11 protein-coding genes, 3 rRNA genes and 1 riboswitch are annotated in these 24,159 nt (G+C 48.9%); of the genes, 13 read left to right on the top strand and 1 reads right to left on the bottom strand.

Annotated elements, in window-relative coordinates; translation table 11 throughout:
- The first annotated feature begins 214 nt into the window (after nucleotides 1-214).
- The 12 genes from AC4G47_RS26345 to AC4G47_RS26290 all read left to right on the top strand — a co-directional run bounded on the left by AC4G47_RS26345 (nucleotide 215) and on the right by AC4G47_RS26290 (nucleotide 19,527).
- Entirely contained in the window at nucleotides 215-1,516 is a 1,302-nt protein-coding gene (locus AC4G47_RS26345) for a polysaccharide deacetylase (RefSeq protein ID WP_491103528.1), read from the top strand.
- Between the two features lie 102 nt (nucleotides 1,517-1,618).
- Entirely contained in the window at nucleotides 1,619-2,608 is a 990-nt protein-coding gene (locus AC4G47_RS26340) for an AAA family ATPase (protein WP_491103526.1), read from the top strand.
- The gene (locus AC4G47_RS26335; RefSeq protein WP_491103524.1) at nucleotides 2,605-3,852 is read left to right on the top strand and encodes a DUF58 domain-containing protein; all 1,248 of its coding nucleotides are present in this window, start codon (nucleotides 2,605-2,607) and stop codon (nucleotides 3,850-3,852) included. Before AC4G47_RS26340 ends, AC4G47_RS26335 begins: the two co-directional genes overlap by 4 nt.
- A complete protein-coding gene (locus AC4G47_RS26330; protein ID WP_491103522.1) occupies nucleotides 3,839-6,124 on the top strand; it encodes a transglutaminase-like domain-containing protein in 2,286 nt (761 codons plus the stop codon). The genes AC4G47_RS26335 and AC4G47_RS26330 overlap by 14 nt, the downstream gene beginning before the upstream one ends.
- 380 nt (nucleotides 6,125-6,504) lie before the next feature.
- A complete protein-coding gene (gene guaA / locus AC4G47_RS26325) occupies nucleotides 6,505-8,043 on the top strand; it encodes a glutamine-hydrolyzing GMP synthase (RefSeq protein ID WP_458125267.1) in 1,539 nt (512 codons plus the stop codon).
- A 200-nt stretch (nucleotides 8,044-8,243) separates the two neighbouring features.
- Entirely contained in the window at nucleotides 8,244-8,471 is a 228-nt protein-coding gene (locus AC4G47_RS26320) for a hypothetical protein (RefSeq protein ID WP_491103521.1), read from the top strand.
- 406 nt (nucleotides 8,472-8,877) lie between these two features.
- A riboswitch (purine riboswitch) is annotated at nucleotides 8,878-8,977 on the top strand.
- A 173-nt stretch (nucleotides 8,978-9,150) separates the two neighbouring features.
- Nucleotides 9,151-10,527 (top strand): NCS2 family permease, encoded by a 1,377-nt coding sequence (locus AC4G47_RS26315; protein ID WP_458125269.1) that lies wholly within the window; start codon nucleotides 9,151-9,153, stop codon nucleotides 10,525-10,527.
- Nucleotides 10,528-11,310: 783 nt separating this feature from the next.
- Nucleotides 11,311-12,863 (top strand): 16S ribosomal RNA (locus AC4G47_RS26310).
- A gap of 363 nt (nucleotides 12,864-13,226) precedes the next feature.
- Nucleotides 13,227-16,154 (top strand): 23S ribosomal RNA (locus AC4G47_RS26305).
- A 79-nt stretch (nucleotides 16,155-16,233) separates the two neighbouring features.
- Nucleotides 16,234-16,350: ribosomal RNA gene (rrf, locus tag AC4G47_RS26300) — 5S ribosomal RNA — on the top strand.
- The 16S, 23S and 5S rRNA genes sit together here, the layout of an rRNA operon.
- A 384-nt stretch (nucleotides 16,351-16,734) precedes the next feature.
- Complete coding sequence (locus AC4G47_RS26295) at nucleotides 16,735-18,231, top strand: alpha/beta hydrolase family protein (protein WP_491103520.1); 1,497 nt, start codon at nucleotides 16,735-16,737, stop codon at nucleotides 18,229-18,231.
- A gap of 294 nt (nucleotides 18,232-18,525) precedes the next feature.
- Nucleotides 18,526-19,527, top strand: coding sequence for a ketoacyl-ACP synthase III (locus AC4G47_RS26290; protein WP_491103519.1), 1,002 nt, complete (start codon nucleotides 18,526-18,528; stop codon nucleotides 19,525-19,527).
- A gap of 170 nt (nucleotides 19,528-19,697) precedes the next feature.
- Here the strand turns inward: AC4G47_RS26290 and AC4G47_RS26285 are convergent, their stop codons facing one another.
- The gene (locus tag AC4G47_RS26285; protein WP_491103518.1) at nucleotides 19,698-21,632 is read right to left on the bottom strand and encodes an amidase family protein; all 1,935 of its coding nucleotides are present in this window, start codon (nucleotides 21,630-21,632) and stop codon (nucleotides 19,698-19,700) included.
- 378 nt (nucleotides 21,633-22,010) lie between these two features.
- On the opposite strand from AC4G47_RS26285, the gene AC4G47_RS26280 reads away from it, so the two are divergent.
- The gene (locus AC4G47_RS26280; protein ID WP_491103516.1) at nucleotides 22,011-24,140 is read left to right on the top strand and encodes a DNA topoisomerase III; all 2,130 of its coding nucleotides are present in this window, start codon (nucleotides 22,011-22,013) and stop codon (nucleotides 24,138-24,140) included.
- Nucleotides 24,141-24,159: the final 19 nt, after the last annotated feature.

Below are 24,159 nucleotides of genomic sequence, written 5' to 3'. Positions count from 1 at the left end.
GGGAGCATAATTCCTCTCCATAGTGTTTTGAATACGTTCTGCCTGTCCATTATGCTACCTAATCCGAAGCGAAGAATCAATCATGCTACATAGCAAATTGTGAAAAAATATTAAACAAAATCGCGTCTTTTTTCGATGAAGCCTCCATATAATTCTAACAAATCTGCTGAAGTCTATCAGCAAATTACTAGAGACGGTGGAGGTCGATTCGTAAATGGTACAGAGACCGGAATTCAGAACCAAGGAAAAAGGGGAAGTCTCCGTAACATCCATACATACGTTTTTATCTGGACAATGGTCTGGCATTCTCTTGCGAATTGCGATCTTGCTATGTGCATTTGCTGCCTATGCAGGCGTAGCTTACGCGTCTTCTGCTTCCGGCTCGGATGAGCCTATCTCCGCAGAAAAGAATGCCCAAGACAAGGTAGTCTATCTGAGTTTTGACGACGGACCGGGTAACCATACCCGTGACGTATTGGATATTTTACGCAAGGAGCAAGTTCCGGCTACATTTTTTGTGCTGGGTGAACAGGCAGAACGTTATCCCGAGTTAATTCGGGCTCTTGTGGAGGACGGACATGCTCTGGGCAATCATACGTTCAATCATCAATACGAACAGCTGTATCGTGATTTCAAAGTGTTCTGGAAGCAGATTAAGCAGACAGAGGAAGTGCTGGAGCGTATAACTGGCTTCCGCCCGAATCTGGTGCGAGCACCAGGAGGAACCTACGGACATTTTGACCAAAGCTATTTTGATTTGCTGCAATTGGGCGGATACACGGTCATGGACTGGAACGTCGACAGCGGGGATTCCAAGCGCAAAGGTGTTCCGGCTAAAGAAATCCTTAAAAATTCGACCAAAGTTCCTGCGGGAGCACGTTCTGTCATTGTGCTTATGCATGATGGAGGTGCGCATGCTGAAACGGTGAAAGCACTCCCGGGTATCATCAAGTATTATCGTGATCACGGATATCGTTTTGACATCATGAAGAGTTCGGATCAGCCGGTTCAATTCCGTGTACATCCAGATGATAAGTATAAAGGGCGCAAGGTGCCAGGAAAAGCCTGGATTGCAGAGCATGTAGAAGCGAATGCAACGTTGTGGCTCGGGAGCAAGAAGCTGAAGGTAGAGGTGGGATTGGCTGCGGCTACCCTACAGTCGGGCGAATTCCGCATGGAGGATCAACGAATCATGGTGCCTTTGCGTACCTTTATGAAAAAATTCGGGGGCAGCACTCGCTGGGACCCTGAATCAAGGACAGCTACAGCTGTGTGGAAGGAAAGAACGATTCATGCAGACGCTGTGAGCGGAACACTAACAACGAAAGGGTTAAGTGAACCGGGAGCAGTACAGAGTCAAGGGGGGACCACCTGGGTGCCGTTACGTGAATTACTAGAGCAGATGGGATTAAGGGTGCACGGATTAAACACCAATGAAACAGAGTGGACTGTGAAAGCAGGCCCATCGATATCTATTTCGGCGATGAACAGCATATTTATGTATAAAATGATCTAAAGAAAGTCATTCTTGCAGGACTATTCTCTCTACTTCCGGGCAACACTGAATCATAGATTACTATGCTCAGAAATGCTGATGAACGGAAGGAGATCAGGAGAAATGTCTTATATTCGAATGGAACATGAACATGCGGTCGAATTGCTAAACAGGGTCATGAAGCGAGTAGAAAGTGTGATTATCGGTAAAAAACAAGAGATTCGTTATGTCCTCACTGCAATGCTCAGTGGAGGTCATATATTACTGGAAGATGTGCCGGGTACGGGGAAAACGATGCTGGTTCGTGCTGTTGCTTCTGCACTGGATTGCTCCATGGGCCGGATTCAGTTCACGTCCGATGTGATGCCAGCAGACGTTACGGGTACTTCGATCTATCAACCGCATACAGCTGAATTCAAGTTTCGGCCCGGACCTGTCATGTCCAACATCGTCCTGGCCGATGAAATAAATCGCGCTTCACCCCGCACTCAGTCTGCCCTTCTGGAGGCAATGGAGGAACGACGTATTACGGTCGATGGCACAACCTACGCCTTGCCACGCCCTTTCTTTCTGCTGGCGACACAGAATCCGTTACAATTCGAGGGTACGTACCGTCTGCCTGAGGCACAACTAGATCGATTTATCATGAGGATTGGACTGGGGTATCCAGATCCAGAGCAGGAACTGGAATTGTTAACCCGCATGCAAAGCAGGGAAGTACTTGAAGTACTTCGCCCTGTCCTGCTTGCTGAAGAGGTCGTAGCCATGCAGCGTGAAGTCAAACAGGTACATGTTGATCCTGTCGTCAAACAGTATCTGGTGGCAGTTGCTGTGGCATCTCGCAGCCTTCCGGCAGTAAGGCTGGGCATCAGTCCGCGCGGAACACTGGCCTGGATGGCAGCCGCGCAGTCATTTGCCTACCTTCAGGGACGCAGTTATGTCATACCGGATGATGTGAAAGAGGTGGCAGTGCCTGTCCTTTCTCATCGTATTCAATTGAAGGCCCAGAACAGAGCGGAGATTTGGGGGCAAGTACAAGTCATTGAAGAAGCATTGTCATCTGTCCCGGTACCTGTACAAATGGCATCACAGGGAAGGGGACGGAGGCAATGACTGCACTGGGACAACGAATTTTGAGTGCTGTCTTGGTGGTGGCCTTCGCTTCTTTGTACCAGTGGCATGGAGGCAGAGCAGCGTTGTTCCTATCCATTATGGCTTTCTTGATGTTCACGGGAGGTCTGCTTCTCCATTGGTTCAGACCACGCCAAATTAACATTCGTCGAAAGATGCACACGAACCGGATTGAGGCGGGCGAGGGAATACAGGTAGTGGTGGAGTTGGAATTCAAGTGCCGAGTTCCATTGTTATGGATCATCCTGTGTGAGAACACACCTGCTGGTGTACATCGCAAATTGATTTTTCCGGGAATACGGCGTCAATTCACCTATCAATATGAATGTTCCGGTTTACGCAGAGGGGTCTACAGGTGGGATACGGGCAGATTGTACTGGGGTGATATGTTTGGCTGGAATACGCTCTCCGCAGAGACCGCAGGTGATACACCCCTAATTGTTGTTCCTCAAGCAACGGCTTTAGGGAATGGTGAGTCTTTAGGATTCGCAGCGATGATGGAAGGGGCTCTTTCTGAGCGAAGAACCAGCCAAGGTAACCGTAGCCCTGAGTTTCGTGAATATCAGCAGGGGGACCCACTTGGACGTGTCCATTGGAAAAGTACAGCCAAAACGGGAAGACTTCAGACCTTTTTGCCGGACACCTCTGATTTAGCTTCGCTAGGCATTCTTGTCTATGAAGGGGCTTCGGGTTATAACGTGAAACCGACGGAGATCATAGATACCGCTGCCTTTGAACGTGTGGTTCGTGCGGCTGCCCGCTGGATTCATACCGCAGAACGGGATGAAATTCCTTATCATCTCTGGATGGAAGGCGGCGATAAGAGCTATGATGCACAGGATCAATGGCAACAGGGGCCATTGCATGCAGAAAGCCATGGCCTGGACAAGCTCGCGGGAGCACGGATATCCAAGGTCCCATCTGTCCCTGTTTCGCTCCGCACGGAGATGCTGGATAGACTGGCGAATGGGTCACGGATTGTAGTTCTCACAGGTAAAATGGATCAGGTTCTGGCCGATTGGATCCTGTCTGCAATCGGATCGGGTTATAGCGTAGAGGTGCAACTGACTGAGGCGACCCAGTTAGGATCAACGGATAGATCGATGAATGGATTGGGATATGATAGTTTGGAGCAGCTTCGTCACAGCGGGGTGCCGATTCATTCGGTTACAGACAGTGCGTTATCTTCAATGGGAAAGGCGGAGGTAACGGATGTGGGAGCGTAATGGTAACCAGCAACCGAATTCCACCGTGGCGGACACGAAGGATGAGGGATATGTAATAGTACCTGTCCTGTACAAAATCTTTATCTCATTCATTTTACTCATACTGTCTCTGGAATGGATATATCCTGTTACATCATCAGGTCAGCAGGGCAGTGAACGGTTCTTGTCTGTGATGGCGGGATTAACGGGAGCTCTGTTGCTGGCGGGGTTGATTCGTACAGGTTGGATCACGGGAGTACTGATCCGATTATTCATTGCTCTTGCTGCACTATGTCTGATGTACGGAGGGATTGATCCTGTCGGATGGGCGGCCGCTTATCCGGGAATACTTTCAGCGGACATGGACACTTTTATAAACAACTGGAGATTTCACGCCATGAGCACAGAAACGAGAGGTTTGCTCATGATGTGCGGCTGGAGCATGCTCATGGCTTCGGTACAATCCCTTGTATTGCACCGTCGAAGCGTTATGCTGTTTGGCAGTGCAACGCTGCTCTATCTGCTTCTGCTTGAATCCTTTGCGGGGCTGGATGTGTATGCTTCAGTGATACGTTCTGTATTATGGATTCTTCTTATTCAGGCCCTGCTTCAGTTACTCCGCCTTAACGGAGGAGTCACTACTCCGAGTTATCGAGGCAGTCCCTATGGTCGTTGGAGCGCAGTAACTATCGTTGCTTCCGCAGGTATGGTACTTTTCTCATCGTTACCTGGTCAGTTTGCTTCCATTCCTCAACCGGAACGCATATCCTTGGAGCAGATTGGTGAACGCTTAGCTCGCTGGGCGGGTTATACACAGCACAGTAGTATCCCTGCTGCAACGGCAGTCACAGGATATAGCACAGCGGATGCGCCGATGGGAGCACCGTTGGTACAGGGGAACTCCATTTTTTTTATAGCGAAGAGTCCGGAAGTGACGTATTGGCGAGGGGAGACCCGTTCATATTATAACGGTAGTACTTGGAGTGATCCTGGTCAAAGCTTCGAAACGGCGAGTTCATCCGGGTTGCTGCGAACAGATGGATGGGAGAATCCAACCTATTGGAGTCGCATTCGCCAAACCGTTACGATGCAGCGAGAGTGGAAAGGACCGAATCCGCTCTTTACCGGGGGCATACCGGTCAACGTATCGTTCCAGGATAAGAACAAGGATAACCAGGAAAACATGCTTTCTTTGATGTCTAATCGCGATTCGGCAACATTGTGGCTCGCAGGCTCTGGAAGCGATAAGGTGGTTAAAAATTATTCGGCAGACGTCATGATTCCTGTGGCATCCCCGGAACAGTTACGTCTGCTTGGGGAAACGAATAAAGGGAAAGATCCGGCAGACATTCGAAGGACATATCTGCAATTGCCCACGACACTTCCCGATCGGGTGCAGACTCTTGCCAAGGAAATCATTCAGGGCAGTGAGACCCGTTATGATGCTGTACAAGCTGTGAAAACTTACCTGGCTGATCATGCCGAATACACGTTGGATACCCGTATGCCGCCGCGCGGAACAGATTTTGTGGACGATTTTCTATTCGTCACACGGCAGGGGTATTGCAATCATTTCTCCACAGCCATGATTGTGTTGCTGCGTGCAGAAGGAATCCCCGCACGCTGGGTTAAAGGCTTTGGCCCTGGAGTTGCTGACCCGGATGTACCCGGTCAGTATATGATTTCCCAGGGAGATGCACATTCCTGGGTAGAGGTGTATTTTCCCGGTGCAGGCTGGATGCCGTTTGAGGCCACGCCGGGCTTCACCATGGCGCAAGGCGTGGGCGAAGATGTCGCAGCACTCGCCGGGGCGCAACCTGTTGCGGAGACTCCGCCGTATATAAGCGGCGGAGTGGCTTACGCGGGCGCGTGGCTGCTCGCCCGCGCACGGGCCATTGCCGCGGAGCCATGGCTCGCGGCAGCCCTTGTGGCAGCGGCTCTGCTGGGCGCCGCTGCTCTGGTTCGCATGCGGCGGCTGCGCCCCGCGCTGCGGATCAGGCTGCTGCTGGCGTGGCCGCGCAGCAGCTTTCCGGACCGCGAGCGGCTACTGCGTGCCGCCGCTCCGGTCTGGGCCGCGCTCGCGCGTCGGTACGGCTCGCGGCCACAGGGCATGACGCTGCGTGAATATGCAGCATCACCGGCTCTGGCCGCAGGCGCGGACGGCGCGGACATCGCGCGGTTTGCAGCCGACTGGGAACGGCTGCTGTACGGGCCAGACCGTCCGCTGCGCGCCGACAGTCTGGACTTCCTGCGCCGTGCACTTCGTCTGGCTCAGCGGTTGCAGGCGTTGTAACACAAGGGTGTTACAACGTTACACCAAAGATGCGAAGCACCTGCGGTACCAAACGCTATCGCTTTCCAATAGAGCTTGGCGATTTGTGGGCAGATGAAGATCACCATTGGCTGGCGCACTGTTTTTAAATGCAGCGTTTGGTTTATCGTTGCAAGCCATACATAAGGCGCCTTTCTCGCTATGCTGAGAACGAGGCGTCTTTCCACGATCATACACTTGAACCATCATCTTGCTGCCAAGCTTTCTATTCGAAACTTCATAATCGGAGGTATACGATATCCCTTGTTTTGAAATGTCGAAAAAAGGAGTTTCGCCTTTCCTTGACGGTATGTTTTGTCGTTGCGTATAATTAGTTTCATTGAATTGAGGGAGGCACGGTAATGAATAAGCCAAATGAAATAGTGGTTGTCCTTGACTTCGGGGGCCAATACAACCAGTTAATCGCCAGAAGAATTCGGGATCTCGGCGTATACAGCGAGCTTTTGCCGTATAACACACCGGCAGAGAAGATCGCAGAAATGTCACCACGAGGAATCATTTTCTCTGGCGGACCATCCAGTGTGTACGCAGAAAATGCACCACATGTGGACCCGGCTATCTATGATCTTGGACTTCCCATCTTCGGAATCTGTTACGGGATGCAACTTATGGCCCAACAGCTTGAAGGTAAAGTAGAACGTTCCGAGAAGCGTGAATATGGTAAAGCCGACATCGAGTTCGCAGCAGGTGCTGCTCTCGCACAAGGTATCGACGGTGAGCACACGGTATGGATGAGTCACGGTGACCATGTGGTTACACTTCCTCCGGGTTTCAAACTGGATGCAGGCACGGAAAGTGCGCCAATCGCTGCAATGAGTAACGAAGAGCGCAAATTGTATGCTGTTCAGTTCCACCCGGAAGTACGTCACTCTGTTCGTGGTAACGATATGATTCGTAACTTCCTGTTCGAAATCTGTGGTTGCGAAGGCAACTGGAGCATGGAGACATTCATTGATGATACAATCAAAGATATTCGTGAAAAAGTGGGCGATGGTAAAGTACTGTGCGCACTGAGTGGTGGCGTGGATTCTTCTGTTGTTGCTGCGCTGCTTCACAAAGCCATTGGTGACCAACTGACATGTATGTTTATCGACCATGGTCTGCTGCGCAAAGGCGAAGCAGAAAGCGTAATGGAGACGTTTGTCGGCAAATTCGACATGAAAGTGGTTAAAATCGATGCACAGGAGCGCTTCCTGTCCAAACTGGCAGGCGTAGATGATCCGGAACAAAAACGTAAAATCATTGGTAACGAGTTTATTTACGTATTTGACGAAGAATCCAAGCAGTTTGATGATTTCGAATTCCTGGCACAAGGTACACTGTACACGGATATCGTGGAAAGTGGCACAGCGACTGCACAGACCATCAAATCCCACCACAATGTGGGCGGTTTGCCTGAAGACATGAACTTCAAACTGATCGAGCCACTGAGTGCCCTGTTCAAGGACGAAGTGCGTAAAGTCGGCGAAGAGTGCGGTCTGCCTGAAGCTATCGTATGGCGTCAGCCGTTCCCAGGTCCGGGTCTTGCGATTCGTGTACTTGGCGAAGTAACCGAGGACAAGCTCAAAATCGTTCGTGATTCGGATTACATCCTGCGTGAAGAAATTATCAAAGCCGGTCTCGATCGCGAGATCTGGCAGTACTTCACAGCTCTGCCGAACATGAAGAGTGTGGGCGTTATGGGTGATGCGCGTACGTATTCCTACACCGTAGGTATCCGTGCTGTAACATCCATCGACGGTATGACTGCGGACTGGGCACGTATCCCTTGGGATGTGCTGGAGAAAATCTCTGTACGGATCGTTAACGAAGTCGATAACGTAAACCGTATCGTCTATGACGTAACATCCAAACCACCTGCAACGATCGAGTGGGAGTAGGATATACACCCGTAACAATATTTTGAAAAAAGCTCTCTTTTATCTGCGGCATTTCGCAAATAGAAGGGAGTTTTTTTATGACAGGGTTCTATTTAAAATTTCATCCCATTTTAAAGTTCACTTCATGATCCTTTCAGGTCGGGCCTGTACAATAAGTACATACTAAGAGCTATGTGGCTACTGAAGGGAGAATTGAATGTATGCGTAAAACCGACTATATGAGCAAATGGAAGATGGGCATTGGAAGTGCGTTTCTGATGGTGATGCTGGCAGGATACGGTTCAGAAATGCAAGACTTGGCCTCCGGTTCGGGAGAATTTCCATTTGTGAACTTAGAGGCAGCGGATGCTTCTTCCGATCAGACTAGAAACCAGGAGTTATCCTCTGACTTAACAACGAACACAGATCTGGAACAACAAGAGATATAATTGACATAGGACTGATCCAGTGAAAATGAGAACTGGAACATGTCGCAAAGTGCTCGATATACCTAATGAGTAAACGCCTTCGGAATACGAGACATCGTTATTCCTATATCATCATTCACCTGATTGCTAAAACGCATCAGACACATGAGCTACCCTGATCAGAGTGCTTCACAGCCTCCTTGATCAGGGTAGCTTTTTTATATTAATCTGCAGGAATCCCATCCTGACATAATGAACATAGGCTGTGGGAAATCTGCCGAGTATAGCATATTTAATTGGATAGTAAACCGCTGAACTGGTTCCTTTTGTTAAATAATACGAACGATATGTAAGGTCAACGAGATTAACATTCGTTTTTCTCATTGACAAAACAGATACTCCCCTCCTAAAATAGTGATGGGAAACAAACAAATAGCGCATACTAATTCGTATAATCCCGGGAATTGGCCCGGGAGTCTCTACGAGATCACCCTAATGATCTGGCTACGAAGAGGAGAAGGCTGAGCACAGGAATTCTACATGATTGCGGGGACATCACGCACATTAGAATTTTTTTTGTTCTTAGTAAAGGCCGTAGTGCCACTCCTTATCAGCTGAGCCCTGGGGGAAGAATCATCTTCAGGGTCATTTGTCGTTTTTCAATATGGCTTCAACATCTCTAAGGGGGAGTTAGTGAATTATGGATCGTTTCTTTAAACTAAAAGAAAACGGAACAAACGTTAGAACGGAGATTGTTGCGGGTCTCACTACCTTTATGACAATGGCTTACATTCTTTTTGTGAATACGTTGTTCTTGGGTCAAGCCGGGGCGGGTATGTCGGATAATGCCGTATTTTTTGCAACAGCCGTCGGCGCCGGGTTAATGACTATTATTATGGGATTGTTCGTGAATATTCCGATTGCGCTCGCACCAGGTATGGGATTGAATGCATACTTCATGACTGTCGTTCTAAGTTCGAATGGGGCGATTACTTGGCAAGCTGCTCTCGGAGCGGTATTCCTTTCAGGTATCGTGTTCATTATTCTGACCGTGACCAAAGTTCGGCAAATGTTGCTTGTTGCAGTTCCGCAGTCGATCAAAATGGCCATTACGGTTGGTATCGGTCTCTTTATTACGATTATTGGTTTCAAACTTGCTAATCTTGTGGCAGTAACGGTTAATGTTGCGCCAGACGCAGATCTGAGTCAGCCGATTCCAGGCAGTAGCTTCAATCTATCATTGGGTAACTTTATAACGCACCATGATGCATTGCTTGCACTGATCGGTTTGCTCCTTATTGCTATTCTGATGGTTATGCGTGTTAAAGGCGCTCTGCTGATCGGAATTGTAGCAACAACGCTGATTGGTATTCCGATGGGTGTTACGAATCTGAGTGGTCTTTCGGGCGCAAGCTGGTTGCCTAACTTCAGCGATCTGGCGGTTGGACAACTGGATTTGAAAGGTGCTATCAGTCTGGGATTGTTCGAGATCATCTTTATCTTTACCTTCGTTGAATTGTTCGATACGTTCGGTACGATGGTAGGTACGGCAACACGTATGGGCATTATGAAGGATAAGAAAAAAGGCGAGAAAACCATCGGTAAAGCGATGCTCGTCGATGCAGTTGGTGTCAGCGCAGGTGCTGCACTGGGTACAAGTACCATTACGGCATACGTTGAAAGTGCTTCAGGCGTTGAAGCGGGTGGACGTACAGGACTGACTTCCGTAACGACAGGTTTGCTGTTCATTTTGGCCCTGTTTATCGCGCCGCTTGCGCTGGTTGTCCCGTCTGCTGCCACTGCTCCGGCATTGATCATCGTGGGTGTACTTATGATGAGTCAAGTCCGCAGCATCGAGTGGGATGATTTCCTGCAAGCTTTCCCCGCGTTCCTTACTATTGTATTGATGCCTTTCACAGGCGGAATCGCGAACGGAATCTCTGCAGGTATCGTATCTTATGTGATTCTGGCGGTATTCAGTAACTTGGTTACAGAACGCAAAGTGAAAATTCACTGGCTCATGTGGATCTTGGCGCTCATTGTAGTCTGCCGATACGTATTTATTGGCGGGGAATAAACTAAAGTTAGTTTTATGAAGAATGCTGAGATAAGTTTTTTATCTTATAAACGAAAGAAGCGGAAGCCACGGGGTTCAAACCCGAAGCTTTCGCTTTTTTTTTTTTTTTTTTGTATTCTTTTCATGGGAAAAAATGAATTTCAAAAATGGTTTCCTTCTATAATAGAAGGAACGCGTAAAATGATCTATGATTTCTTGGTCGTTTAACCACTTAAATCATCGGTTAATAAGTTTCTATAATTATGAAGACTCCATACTGTTCTTCCTTTAATGACGGATGTTACAGAGCGGGCATTCTAAGGGACGCCCTCTGTACAAGGTTGTTGATTATTCCGATTCATTAAAGGCTGTGCGCAAAGTATCATTTGGCCGATAATAAGGAGATACTTGTTAAAAGGATTATAGGGTGCTTATTTTCTGAAGATTAATATTTTCGAAAAAAAGACTTGCGTTCCATAACTGTACATGGTATATTCTATTTCCGGCCAAAAAAACACGAGATTCACGGTGTGGCAAGCGAATAAAATAAGCTTCGAAAGAAACTTAAAAAAAGAGCTTGCAAAGTTGGTTCGGACATGATAATATATAAGAGTTGCTGAAGAGAACAATGTTCGGTAACGAAACAAGTTTGATCTTTGAAAACTGAACAACGAGTGAGTAAACATTCTGCTTGCAGAATGAATGCGAAAGTTTGAAACAAGCCTTGGCTTGGATCGACTGGAGCACAAATGAGATTTTTAATCTCGTCAGATTCAAAATGAGCTTATCGCTCTTTTCAATACTTTATTGGAGAGTTTGATCCTGGCTCAGGACGAACGCTGGCGGCATGCCTAATACATGCAAGTCGAGCGGACTTGAAGAGAAGCTTGCTTCTCTGATGGTTAGCGGCGGACGGGTGAGTAACACGTAGGCAACCTGCCCTCAAGTTTGGGACAACTACCGGAAACGGTAGCTAATACCGAATAATTGTTTTCTTCGCCTGAAGAGAACTGGAAAGACGGAGCAATCTGTCACTTGGGGATGGGCCTGCGGCGCATTAGCTAGTTGGTGAGGTAACGGCTCACCAAGGCGACGATGCGTAGCCGACCTGAGAGGGTGATCGGCCACACTGGGACTGAGACACGGCCCAGACTCCTACGGGAGGCAGCAGTAGGGAATCTTCCGCAATGGGCGAAAGCCTGACGGAGCAATGCCGCGTGAGTGATGAAGGTTTTCGGATCGTAAAGCTCTGTTGCCAGGGAAGAACGCTTGGGAGAGTAACTGCTCTCAAGGTGACGGTACCTGAGAAGAAAGCCCCGGCTAACTACGTGCCAGCAGCCGCGGTAATACGTAGGGGGCAAGCGTTGTCCGGAATTATTGGGCGTAAAGCGCGCGCAGGCGGTCATTTAAGTCTGGTGTTTAATCCCGGGGCTCAACCCCGGATCGCACTGGAAACTGGGTGACTTGAGTGCAGAAGAGGAGAGTGGAATTCCACGTGTAGCGGTGAAATGCGTAGATATGTGGAGGAACACCAGTGGCGAAGGCGACTCTCTGGGCTGTAACTGACGCTGAGGCGCGAAAGCGTGGGGAGCAAACAGGATTAGATACCCTGGTAGTCCACGCCGTAAACGATGAGTGCTAGGTGTTAGGGGTTTCGATACCCTTGGTGCCGAAGTTAACACATTAAGCACTCCGCCTGGGGAGTACGGTCGCAAGACTGAAACTCAAAGGAATTGACGGGGACCCGCACAAGCAGTGGAGTATGTGGTTTAATTCGAAGCAACGCGAAGAACCTTACCAGGTCTTGACATCCCTCTGACCGGTACAGAGATGTACCTTTCCTTCGGGACAGAGGAGACAGGTGGTGCATGGTTGTCGTCAGCTCGTGTCGTGAGATGTTGGGTTAAGTCCCGCAACGAGCGCAACCCTTATATTTAGTTGCCAGCACTTCGGGTGGGCACTCTAGATAGACTGCCGGTGACAAACCGGAGGAAGGTGGGGATGACGTCAAATCATCATGCCCCTTATGACCTGGGCTACACACGTACTACAATGGCCGGTACAACGGGCTGCGAAATCGCGAGATGGAGCCAATCCCAACAAAGCCGGTCTCAGTTCGGATTGCAGGCTGCAACTCGCCTGCATGAAGTCGGAATTGCTAGTAATCGCGGATCAGCATGCCGCGGTGAATACGTTCCCGGGTCTTGTACACACCGCCCGTCACACCACGAGAGTTTATAACACCCGAAGTCGGTGGGGTAACCGCAAGGAGCCAGCCGCCGAAGGTGGGATAGATGATTGGGGTGAAGTCGTAACAAGGTAGCCGTATCGGAAGGTGCGGCTGGATCACCTCCTTTCTATGGAGAATCGTTTCCCGCGTGGAAACATTCAAATAAGCAGGTTCTTAGAACCTGCGACCGCAATTCATTTCGGTCCTTCACCTTGGTGTGGATGAAATGAAGAGCAAAACACTCACTCGTTGCTCAGTTTTGAGAGCTCAAACTCTCAAACAGCTTGCTTTTGCATGGAGCTTGTTCTTTGAAAACTAGATATCGAAACGAAAGTAAATGCGAATTAGAACATTCCTTTTTAGCTGAACTTGTGTTAAAACAAGTTTCAATAAAAACGGTAGATTGCACGTACGATGGTTTTGGGTGGGAGTGACTTTTGGCTTTGCGTAAGCAAAACAAGGGAAGCGAGCGGCCAATACCGGAGCACGAGGTTAAGCTACTAAGAGCACACGGAGGATGCCTAGGCGCTAGGAGCCGATGAAGGACGTGGCGAACAACGAAACTGCCTCGGGGAGCTGTAAGCAAGCTTTGATCCGGGGGTGTCCGAATGGGGAAACCCAGCTGGGGTAATTTCCAGTTACTCACAACTGAATACATAGGTTGTGCAGAGGCATACCAGGGGAACTGAAACATCTAAGTACCCTGAGGAAGAGAAAACAATAGTGATTCCGTCAGTAGCGGCGAGCGAACGCGGAGAAGCCCAAACCAGAGAGCTTGCTCTTTGGGGTTGTGGGACGTCTCACATGGAGTTACAAAGGAACCGGTTAAGCGAAGAGGTCTGGAAAGGCCCGCCAAAGAAGGTAAAAGCCCTGTAGTTGAAAGTTGGTTCCCTCCGAGACGGATCCCGAGTAGTGCGGGGCACGTGAAACCCCGTATGAATCCGGCAGGACCATCTGCCAAGGCTAAATACTTCCTAGCGACCGATAGTGAAGCAGTACCGTGAGGGAAAGGTGAAAAGCACCCCGGAAGGGGAGTGAAATAGAACCTGAAACCGTGTGCTTACAAAAAGTCAGAGCCCGTTTTAGGGGTGATGGCGTGCCTTTTGTAGAATGAACCGGCGAGTTACGTTCCCGTGCAAGGTTAAGGTGAAGAGCCGGAGCCGCAGCGAAAGCGAGTCTGAATAGGGCGAATTAGTACGTGGACGTAGACCCGAAACCGGGTGATCTACCCCTGTCCAGGGTGAAGGTGCGGTAACACGCACTGGAGGCCCGAACCCACGCATGTTGAAAAATGCGGGGATGAGGTGGGGGTAGCGGAGAAATTCCAATCGAACTCGGAGATAGCTGGTTCTCCCCGAAATAGCTTTAGGGCTAGCCTCGGAAAACAGAGTCGTGGAGGTAGAGCACTGATTGGGTGCGGGGCCCGCAAGGGTTACCAAGCTCAGTCAAACTCCGAATGCCATAGACTTACTTCCGGGAGTCAGACAGTGAGTGCTAAGATCCATTGTCAAAAGGGAAACAGCCCAGACCATCAGCTAAGGTCCCCAAGTGTGTGTTAAGTGGGAAAGGATGTGGAGTTGCACAGACAACCAGGATGTTGGCTTAGAAGCAGCCATCATTTAAAGAGTGCGTAATAGCTCACTGGTCGAGTGACTCTGCGCCGAAAATGTAACGGGGCTAAACACACCACCGAAGCTATGGCTTGATGCTTTGCATCAGGGGTAGGGGAGCGTTGTATAAGGGTTGAAGGTGTACCGTAAGGAGCGCTGGACATTATACAAGTGAGAATGCCGGTATGAGTAACGAAAAGATCAGTGAGAATCTGATCCGCCGAAAGCCTAAGGGTTCCTGAGGAAGGCTCGTCCGCTCAGGGTAAGTCGGGACCTAAGGCGAGGCCGAAAGGCGTAGTCGAAGGACAACAGGTCGAAATTCCTGTACCACCGTAAGCCGTTATGAGCAATGGGGGGACGCAGTAGGGTAGTGACGCGGACTGATGGATGTCCGTCTAAGCAGTAAGGCTGATGTGTAGGCAAATCCGCACATCGTAAGGCTGAGCTGTGATGGGGAGTGAAAATTACAGTAGCGAAGGTCATGATCTCACACTGCCAAGAAAAGCCTCTAGCCAGGTGATGGTGCCCGTACCGCAAACCGACACAGGTAGGCGAGAAGAGTATTCTAAGGCGCGCGGAAGAACTCTCGTTAAGGAACTCGGCAAAATGACCCCGTAACTTCGGGAGAAGGGGTGCCCCGGTAGTGTGAATAGCACGAGGGGGCCGCAGTGAAAAGGCCCAAGCGACTGTTTAGCAAAAACACAGGTCTGTGCGAAGCCGTAAGGCGAAGTATACGGGCTGACGCCTGCCCGGTGCTGGAAGGTTAAGGGGAGTGGTTAGGGAGCAATCCCGAAGCTGTGAACCGAAGCCCCAGTAAACGGCGGCCGTAACTATAACGGTCCTAAGGTAGCGAAATTCCTTGTCAGGTAAATTCTGACCCGCACGAATGGCGTAACGACTTGGGCGCTGTCTCAACGAGAGATCCGGTGAAATTTTAATACCTGTGAAGATGCAGGTTACCCGCGACAAGACGGAAAGACCCCATGGAGCTTTACTGCAGCTTGATATTGAATTTGGGTACGATCTGTACAGGATAGGTGGGAGCCTTTGAAGCGTGAGCGCCAGCTTGCGTGGAGGCAACGTTGGGATACCACCCTGATCGTATCTAGGTTCTAACCTGGTACCGTAATCCGGTGCGGGGACAGTGTCAGGTGGGCAGTTTGACTGGGGCGGTCGCCTCCTAAAGAGTAACGGAGGCGCCCAAAGGTTCCCTCAGAATGGTTGGAAATCATTCGAAGAGTGCAAAGGCATAAGGGAGCTTGACTGCGAGACCTACAAGTCGAGCAGGGACGAAAGTCGGGCTTAGTGATCCGGTGGTACCGCATGGAAGGGCCATCGCTCAACGGATAAAAGCTACCCTGGGGATAACAGGCTTATCTCCCCCAAGAGTCCACATCGACGGGGAGGTTTGGCACCTCGATGTCGGCTCATCGCATCCTGGGGCTGAAGTAGGTCCCAAGGGTTGGGCTGTTCGCCCATTAAAGCGGTACGCGAGCTGGGTTCAGAACGTCGTGAGACAGTTCGGTCCCTATCTGTCGTGGGCGTAGGAAATTTGAGAGGAGCTGTCCTTAGTACGAGAGGACCGGGATGGACGTACCGCTGGTGTACCAGTTGTTCCGCCAGGAGCACCGCTGGGTAGCTATGTACGGAAGGGATAAACGCTGAAAGCATCTAAGCGTGAAGCCCCCCTCAAGATGAGATTTCCCAGTATGTAAGACCCCTTGAAGACGACGAGGTAGATAGGCTGGGGGTGGAAGTGCAGCAATGCATGGAGCTGACCAGTACTAATCGGTCGAGGGCTTATCCAATTTGCAAGTTTGAATTCGCATGTTTCGTTTCGAATCTAGTTTTCAGAGAACGATCTCTGAATGTAAGCTAAGCTATGCGTTTGGTGGCGATGGCGGAGGGGTTCCACACGTACCCATCCCGAACACGACCGTTAAGCCCTCTAGCGCCGATGGTACTTGGACCGCAGGGTCCTGGGAGAGTAGGACGCCGCCAAGCAAAGAACCACTGCCGATGTTATTCGGTGGTGGTTTTTCTTTTTGTCTAATTTGATCTATGAAATTAGGAACAGCTCAAATTTAATGGGCTGTTTTTTACTACCCATTCACCTCAAATATCCAGGTGTGCACTTAATCAGCAACCTGGATACATACTTGATAGATGAACAAACAAACAAACAAACAAACAAACAAACAAACAACTAATTTTGCCGAAAGGAAGAAGCCAGCACATAACATGCTGTTTTCTGCCCCATTGTAGGCAACTTACAACAATCTTACAAGAGTGTAAGGCGATTGTAATCTAGATCAATAGGTATCAATCTTGTTGCTCCTGTATATTAATCCTATCCATTGATGGGATTAATTTTTAGGGGGAGTTGGCGTGAGGCTTTTTGAAATTCTGCTGTTCTTTTCAAGTGTTTTTTTGTTGGTAATTCCATTTATTTTCAATCAACGTATCAGGAGATCTGCTTTGCTCCTGACAAGCGGAGCAGGCTCCTTTTTTTTAGTGATACATCTTCTTGTCGAAGGATACAGGGTTCAGCTTTTATTTTTATACGGATTTACGATCCTGATGCTTATGCTTTCAATTATAGATGTTTTCATAACGCAGAAAGCCGTACGGACTACCTCGCGAATCCGTAGAGTGCTGGGTCCCCTTTTAATTGTGATTGGGTTAATCGCAACAGCGTGCCTTAACTATGTGTTTCCCGTATTCGACCTTCCGGCGCCAACCGGCAAGTTGAAGGTAGGTACGCAAGTCTTCCATTTCGTCGATCCTAACCGGGAGGAGACATTTGGAAAAACCGCGACGGGCAAGAGAGAATTGATGGTTCAGGTATGGTATCCGACTGAAGCCGGCACTGGGGAGTACGCTCCCTTTATCCCTGATATCCGGATTTTATCTTATATGGGGGAGAACTTTGGTCTTCCTGCATTTACTTTTCAACACCTGAAGTATGTATCCAGTCATTCATATTCGGGGGGCGAAGTCTCCTCGGAACAGGCCTTATACCCGTTGATCCTTTCAAATCCTGGAAATGTCTCTTCCAGGTTCCTCCACACGTCGCAAGCCGAAAATCTCGCGAGTCACGGATATATCGTGGCTGTGATCGACCACACCTACAATACATTTGCGACCAAGTTTCCGGACGGTCGAATCACGACCAGCACAACCGACAACTTATTCTCGCCCGATCATGATTACCGGACGGGAAGGGGAGTTCGAGACAAGTTGGGAAAAGTTTTAACCGAAGATGTGGCATTTGCGCTGGACCAATTCGAGCTCATTCAATCGGGGCAAATTCCAAGTCATCTAAAAGGGAGGATCGATCTCGGTCATGTCGGGGTGTTCGGTCATTCCATAGGCGGAGCGACGGCTTATGACGCTTCTTACGATCCGAGAATCACGGTTGGAATAGACTTAGATGGAGGGCTTTATCGACTGCGTGAAAGAGAGGGACTGCGAAAGCCGTTTTTGTTCATCAACTCGGAAAGCTATTCCGAAAAATTAAAAAGGGTGGTGGATAACCGGGTCTACACAGATGCAGAGCTTAACCGTATGGGCTCGACAAGAGAGTGGGAGGATCAAGTAACGGAAGATAAAAAGTTAGAGCTTGAACGGATGCGCGAAACGGTCGACGAAGGGGGACAAGTCCTCTATATCGATAATACGGAGCATTTGAATTTTGCCGATGTACAGTTCATTTCTCCGATTTTCAACATGCTGGGCATTACAGGAAAGATTGCACCCGAAAGAGCGAACTCCGTTATCAATGCCTATATGCTGGATTTCTTCGATATGTATCTGAAAAATCAAGGCGGAAACTTAATGAAAGGACCGGATAGCCGCTTTCCGGAGGTGAAGTTCGTAAACTAGCTATTATAATTAGAGAACAGGCTGCCGATTCTGCGATAGCCTGTTCTCTATGTGATATCGTATCCGTTTCCTCAAGCATGGCTGCCCAATATGCCAGGACACAACCACAGTCCAGCAGTCGGGCACAAGTTAGTGTTGAACGCTCTTGAACGATGCTTCCATCCTTCCACAAGCAGATGTATCTTGTATTTTACTTGAAGGCAAGATTGACTCTGAGCTGTCTTTTCATAAATTAGTACCAAGTTCTAAGACTTAGTGCTATAATAATAAAAAACAAATGAGGTGAGTACCGGTATGAATCATCAATCAAAGGCAACCATCACGGCAATGGGGACGTATGTACCGGATCGAATATTAACGAATGCTGATCTGGAGAAATTGGTCGAGACAAGTGACGAATGGATCGTACAGCGTACAGGCATGAGAGAACGGAGAATTGCAGCTGAGGATCAATATGTATCTGACCTGGCTACGAAGGCTGTGGAAGACATGATACACCGTTACCAAGTAAGTGTAGAAGATGTGGACATGATCCTTGTGGCTACCAGCACACCTGAATATGCTTTTCCAAGTACAGCATCCAGGGTACAAGCTAACCTTAAAATCCCACACACGGGCGTACTGGATTTAAATGCTGCATGCGCTGGTTTTACCTACGGGCTACAGCTAGCCGATAGTCTGGTGACCAGTGGAATGTACCGTAAAGTACTGGTTATTGGAGCAGAGACTTTATCCAAAATTACGGATTACACGGACCGCACGACCTGCGTATTGTTTGGTGACGGAGCGGGAGCCTTTCTGGTGGAGAGATCGGCGGCTGGAGAAGGTGACTTTATGGCAGCCATATCAGGTACGCATGGAGATGGTGGTGTACATCTCTATAAGAGTGGCCTGTCTTCAGAGATGAATGGTGTACCATTACAGGGTGAAGGTTGTTTAGTTCAGAATGGCCGAGAGATTTATAAGTGGGCTGTACGGACGATTCCAGAGCAATTGGGTAACCTTATAACGAAAGCTGGATTAAGTCCTGAGCAGATTGACTGGTTTGTCCCGCATAGTGCCAACATGAGAATGATTGAGGCTGTTTGCGAACGTGGACCTGTTCCCTTGGAACGTACGTTAACCAGTGTCGAGTATCGTGGGAATACATCTGCCGCTTCCATTCCGCTGGCGCTGCAACTTGCAGTAGATGAAGGGAAGTTGAAAGAAGGACAGAGCGTAGCCCTCTTTGGCTTTGGCGGTGGCTTGACTTACGCAGGTCTGGTGCTCAAATGGGGCGTGCCGGATAGGGGTTAGAATGACTTAAACAATATGTAACAAAGATAAATAGAAAAAATATAAGACCACCGGACTTCATGTAGACATGAAGAAGGTGGTCTCTTTTGTGAGGTAGTTCGTTTGAAGGAATGCGATTATGGCTATGTTTCTTTTTGAGTTAACACGAATTGCTTAATACCATAAATGCTTTATGGCGTAAGCTTAGGGGCTTGGCGGTGATGAGTTCCTTGTTCGTAGCTGTAAGCCAGCTTGATCAAGGTTCCTTCATCAAAGGCGCGGCCAAGGAATTCCATACCTACAGGCAAACCATCGGTTGTGAAACCAGCAGGGACCGTGATCGCCGGGAAGCCGGAGAAAGGACTCAGTCGGTTATTACCACCTGATGATTGCCCTTCACCAATAACACCAGCAGCCTGTGTAGACGTAGGATAAATGATAGCATCCAGGTTGTTGTCTGCCATAACTTTAAGCAGGGACTCACGTGTAACTTGGGTACGCTTCAGAACAATATCCTTATATTCGGTAGTCTCCAACGTTTGGCGAGCATCCCGCGTCTTCATGGATTGCTCCTGAGATCTGTCGAACTCTCCGGAAGCGATGATCTCGGACAGACTGTGATATGGAGCATCTGCACCCAATAAGTCCAGATAGTCATTCAGTTGGAATTTGAATTCATATCCGCTGAGACTTGGGTATTTGTTGATCTCAGCCAAGTTGGGGATGGAAATAGGAACTGCGGTAGCACCTAGTGACTTCAGCTCTTCCACAGCTGTGTTGATCACGTCAGCTACGGCTTTTTCTTCAGCTTTGGTACTTGGGATGAGTTCTGTGGCCACACCTATGCGTGCACCTTTCAACCCGTTTACATCCAAGAAGTCTGTATAGCTGGTAGGGATTTTTCCAACTGCGTAAGCTGTAGCCACATCCTTTTTATCATATCCGGCTGTAGCATCCAACATGATTGCAGCATCACTAACCGTACGAGCCATAGGTCCACCTACATCCTGTGTCAAAGCCAATGGGATAATGCCTTCACGGCTGGACAGTCCGATGGTTGGACGGATACCCACAAGGCTGTTGAAGCTGGACGGGATTCGGATCGAACCGCCAGTGTCTGTACCCATGCCAGCTGCAGCAAAGTTAGATGCAATGGCAGCACCTGTTCCACCGCTTGAGCCACCTGGATAGTGGTCCAGGGCGTAAGGGTTCAATGTTTGTCCACCCAATGAGCTGGATGTCGTGATGCCAAATGCGAATTCATGCAGGTTGGTTTTACCCAAAATAATGGCGCCAGCTGCTTTGAGTTTCTTCACTTGTTCAGCATCGTGAGCAGGAATGGAATCTTTCAGACAGATACAGCCTGCGGTTGTCGGCATATCGTTGGTATCGAAGTTATCTTTGACCAGAATCGGAACGCCATGCAGAGGTCCACGAGCACCTTGAGCTGCACGTTCTTCATCCAACTGCTCCGCAATTTGGAGTGCATCCGGGTTCAATGTTAATACGGCGTTTATGCTTACACCTTGATCATCGTATTTTTCAATGCGGTCCAGATATTTCTGAACCAGCTCTTTCGATGTCAGTTTCCCTTGCGTCATAGCGGCCTGGAGATCCATGATGGTTGCTTCCTCCAGGACAAACGGTTTTATGTAATTATAAATTCGGTCTTTCAGTACAGATAGATCATTCTCCGTAAGCACAGCGTTTGGAAGGAAGAGGGATTCGGTATAACCTCTCATTAAACCTGCGGTATTCAATGCACCGACAGCACCCGCGTAGGAAGCTTGATCTGGAACATCTTTGAATGATTCCGCAGTAGAATCAAGTTCGAGCCATTGTTGCAAGGCGACCGCAGCATCTTTACGTTGCACGCTTGAGCCAGAGAGCTTGTCCATGGTAAAAGGAACACCTGCAAGTGTTGCGGCTTCTTCCATGGCCTTAGCAAATGCTGCGGCAGTCGCAGGCGCTTTACCTGAGGTTACAGCTGCAACCGTAGTTTTGCTCGTAGGCGTTGCCGTTGCGGCGGATGCCGATGGAACTGTTCCTCCCCATGTTGTGGCAACAACAGCTCCCGCCAATAACAAAGCCCCACTTTTTTTCAATACAGATCCATGATAAGTCATGCATCCACGCTCCCTTCGTGTGTCCCATTGATGTGTGTGTCCCATTGATGTGTGTGTTCGTTAATCTGGTTTATATGCTTTTGACACATTCTATAGTTATGTTAGGTAATCTTACAATGTTTATATTTATCCAAAAAAACGTATACATCAATACTTTATAGTATTAATTCTTATGGATGCTTCCGATTACGTGTACTCAGGAAAACTATTAAAGTCGTATGGGTTACTAAATATAACATGTATGTTACACTTGATGAGGCTAGATGCTGAAATAGACAGGCAAGAACGGAGACAGAGCATACCTTTACCACGAAATGATATAATGAAAAGATAGAATAAAAGTGACATAAGGTTTGATCAGAGAGGAAGAGATATGAAGTGAAGACATTAGTACTCGCAGAAAAACCATCGGTAGCACGCGAAATAGCCAGAGTCATGGGTGCGCGTGATAAACATAAAAGTTATATGGAAGGCCCGAAATATATCGTTACCTGGGCGCTTGGGCATCTGGTTGGATTAGCTGAGCCGGAGGATTACGATAAGAAGTATGCAACATGGAATCTGGAGGACTTACCAATTTTGCCAGACCGTACGAAACTGAAGGTACTCAAAGAGACCAACCATCAATATAAAGCGGTCCAACAGCTGATGAAGCGTCAGGATGTAGGTGAGCTAGTCATTGCGACGGATGCGGCCCGTGAGGGAGAATTGTTGGCCCGTTGGATCATGCAGATGGCGGGGTGGAAAAAACCTTTCAAGCGCCTGTGGATTTCATCCCAGACGGATAAGTCGATCAAAGACGGATTTGCATCGCTGAAGCCAGGCAGTCAGTTCGACCGTCTCTACGAATCAGCACGTTGCCGGGCGGAAGCCGACTGGATGATTGGACTTAATGTGACACGGGCACTAACCGTTCGTTTTAATGCACAGTTATCTGCTGGGCGGGTTCAGACGCCAACCTTGGGCATGATTATGGACAGGGAAAATGAAATTAACGGTTTCCGCTCGCAGGAGTATGAGACATTGACGGCAGATCTGGGAGGTTTTCAGGCTGTGTGGCGGGCGGCTGGAGGAGATTCGCGAATCTTCGACCCTCAAGAAACTCAGGAATTAAAGAAACGGGTAGACGGGCGTAAGGGCACGATTGCTCAAGTGAAGAAAAGCGAGAAGGTAGAACCACATCCACTGGCATATGACCTGACGGAACTGCAACGGGATGCCAACCGGAAATACGGTTTCTCGGCGAAGCAAACATCAAATGTCCTGCAACGTTTGTATGAACAACACAAGCTTGTGACATATCCGCGTACGGACAGTCGGTACCTGACTTCGGATATGACAGCAACGTTGAAGGAACGGCTGGACAGTGTAGCCATTGGACCTTACGCATCGCTCGCACGTCCTTTGCTGCGCAAAAATCTGAATATCACCAAACGTATTGTAGATGACAGCAAAGTGACCGATCACCATGCGATTATCCCAACGGAGCAGACGGTGCTTCTGAATCAATTGAACCCCGAGGAACGGAAATTGTACGATCTGATCGTACGCCGTTTTATCAGCCTGTTCTATCCGGCAGCGAAGTATGATTCGGTTGCGATCACGGTTCAGGTGGGGAACGACTCATTTCATGCCAAAGGCACAACGGTGAAAGAAAGTGGATGGCGTGAAGTCTACGGCGGTGATTACAGCGATGATGACGATGACCGGGCTGATGATACATCCGACCATGAGCGTGCGCTTTTGCCAGATGTGCAGCAGGGACAGTCCGTGACAGTTCAGCGTTGTCATATTAAAAGTGGCCGGACGATGCCGCCCAAACGGTATACCGAAGCTGCTTTACTTTCCCAAATGGAGAAGTATGGGCTGGGTACTCCGGCGACACGAGCGGATATTATTGAGAAGCTGGTTAGTTCCGATACCATAGATCGTCAAGGCAACAGCATGCATCCAACCGGCAAAGGAAAACAGTTGATTGAACTGGCTGCTCCGCAGCTGCGTACACCGGATCTAACGGCCCGCTGGGAAGCTGAATTGGAACGCATCGCTCGTGGGCAAGGGCAACCAGGACCATTCCTGGATAGTATCCGTTCAATGGCGAAAGAGCTTGTGTCTACGGTGAAAGGAAGCAAAGCGGAGTATAAGCCACATAATGTGTCGAATAGCCATTGCCCGGACTGTAATGCACGATTACTGGAGAAGAAGGGCAAGCGTGGCAAATTCCTTGTATGTCCTACCGAGGACTGCGGTTATCGTCGTTCGGCAGAGAAAAGAATGTCCAATCGTCGTTGTGCGCAGTGCCACAAAAAGATGGAAATCAAAGAAGGCAAGGCGGGGCTATACGTGCAATGTCTACCATGCGGTATTACAGAAACATTGGATAAGGACAAACAGCATGTGAATAAGCGGGATCAGCAAAAGCTGGTGAAACAATATGCGAAACAGGAGTCCATTGGGTCTAACCTTGGAGATCTGCTGAAGGCGGCTATGGAGAAAAAGGGAAAGTAGAGCAAGCTCTGAGGTAGTG

This window comes from Paenibacillus sp. Negev47, from assembly GCF_058313655.1.
The sequence above is the reverse complement of the archived record's forward strand: the minus strand, read 5'-3'. Positions and strand labels throughout refer to the sequence as shown.

Excerpts from the sequence above, each read along its gene's own strand:
- AC4G47_RS26345 (WP_491103528.1), top strand. The coding sequence starts at position 215 with ATGGTACAGAGACCGGAATTCAGAACCAAGGAAAAAGGGGAAGTCTCC.
- AC4G47_RS26340 (WP_491103526.1), top strand. The coding sequence starts at position 1,619 with ATGTCTTATATTCGAATGGAACATGAACATGCGGTCGAATTGCTAAAC.
- AC4G47_RS26335 (WP_491103524.1), top strand. The coding sequence starts at position 2,605 with ATGACTGCACTGGGACAACGAATTTTGAGTGCTGTCTTGGTGGTGGCC.
- AC4G47_RS26330 (WP_491103522.1), top strand. The coding sequence starts at position 3,839 with ATGTGGGAGCGTAATGGTAACCAGCAACCGAATTCCACCGTGGCGGAC.
- guaA (WP_458125267.1), top strand. The coding sequence starts at position 6,505 with ATGAATAAGCCAAATGAAATAGTGGTTGTCCTTGACTTCGGGGGCCAA.
- AC4G47_RS26320 (WP_491103521.1), top strand. The coding sequence starts at position 8,244 with ATGCGTAAAACCGACTATATGAGCAAATGGAAGATGGGCATTGGAAGT.
- AC4G47_RS26315 (WP_458125269.1), top strand. The coding sequence starts at position 9,151 with ATGGATCGTTTCTTTAAACTAAAAGAAAACGGAACAAACGTTAGAACG.
- AC4G47_RS26290 (WP_491103519.1), top strand. The coding sequence starts at position 18,526 with ATGAATCATCAATCAAAGGCAACCATCACGGCAATGGGGACGTATGTA.
- AC4G47_RS26285 (WP_491103518.1), bottom strand. The coding sequence starts at position 21,632 with ATGACTTATCATGGATCTGTATTGAAAAAAAGTGGGGCTTTGTTATTG.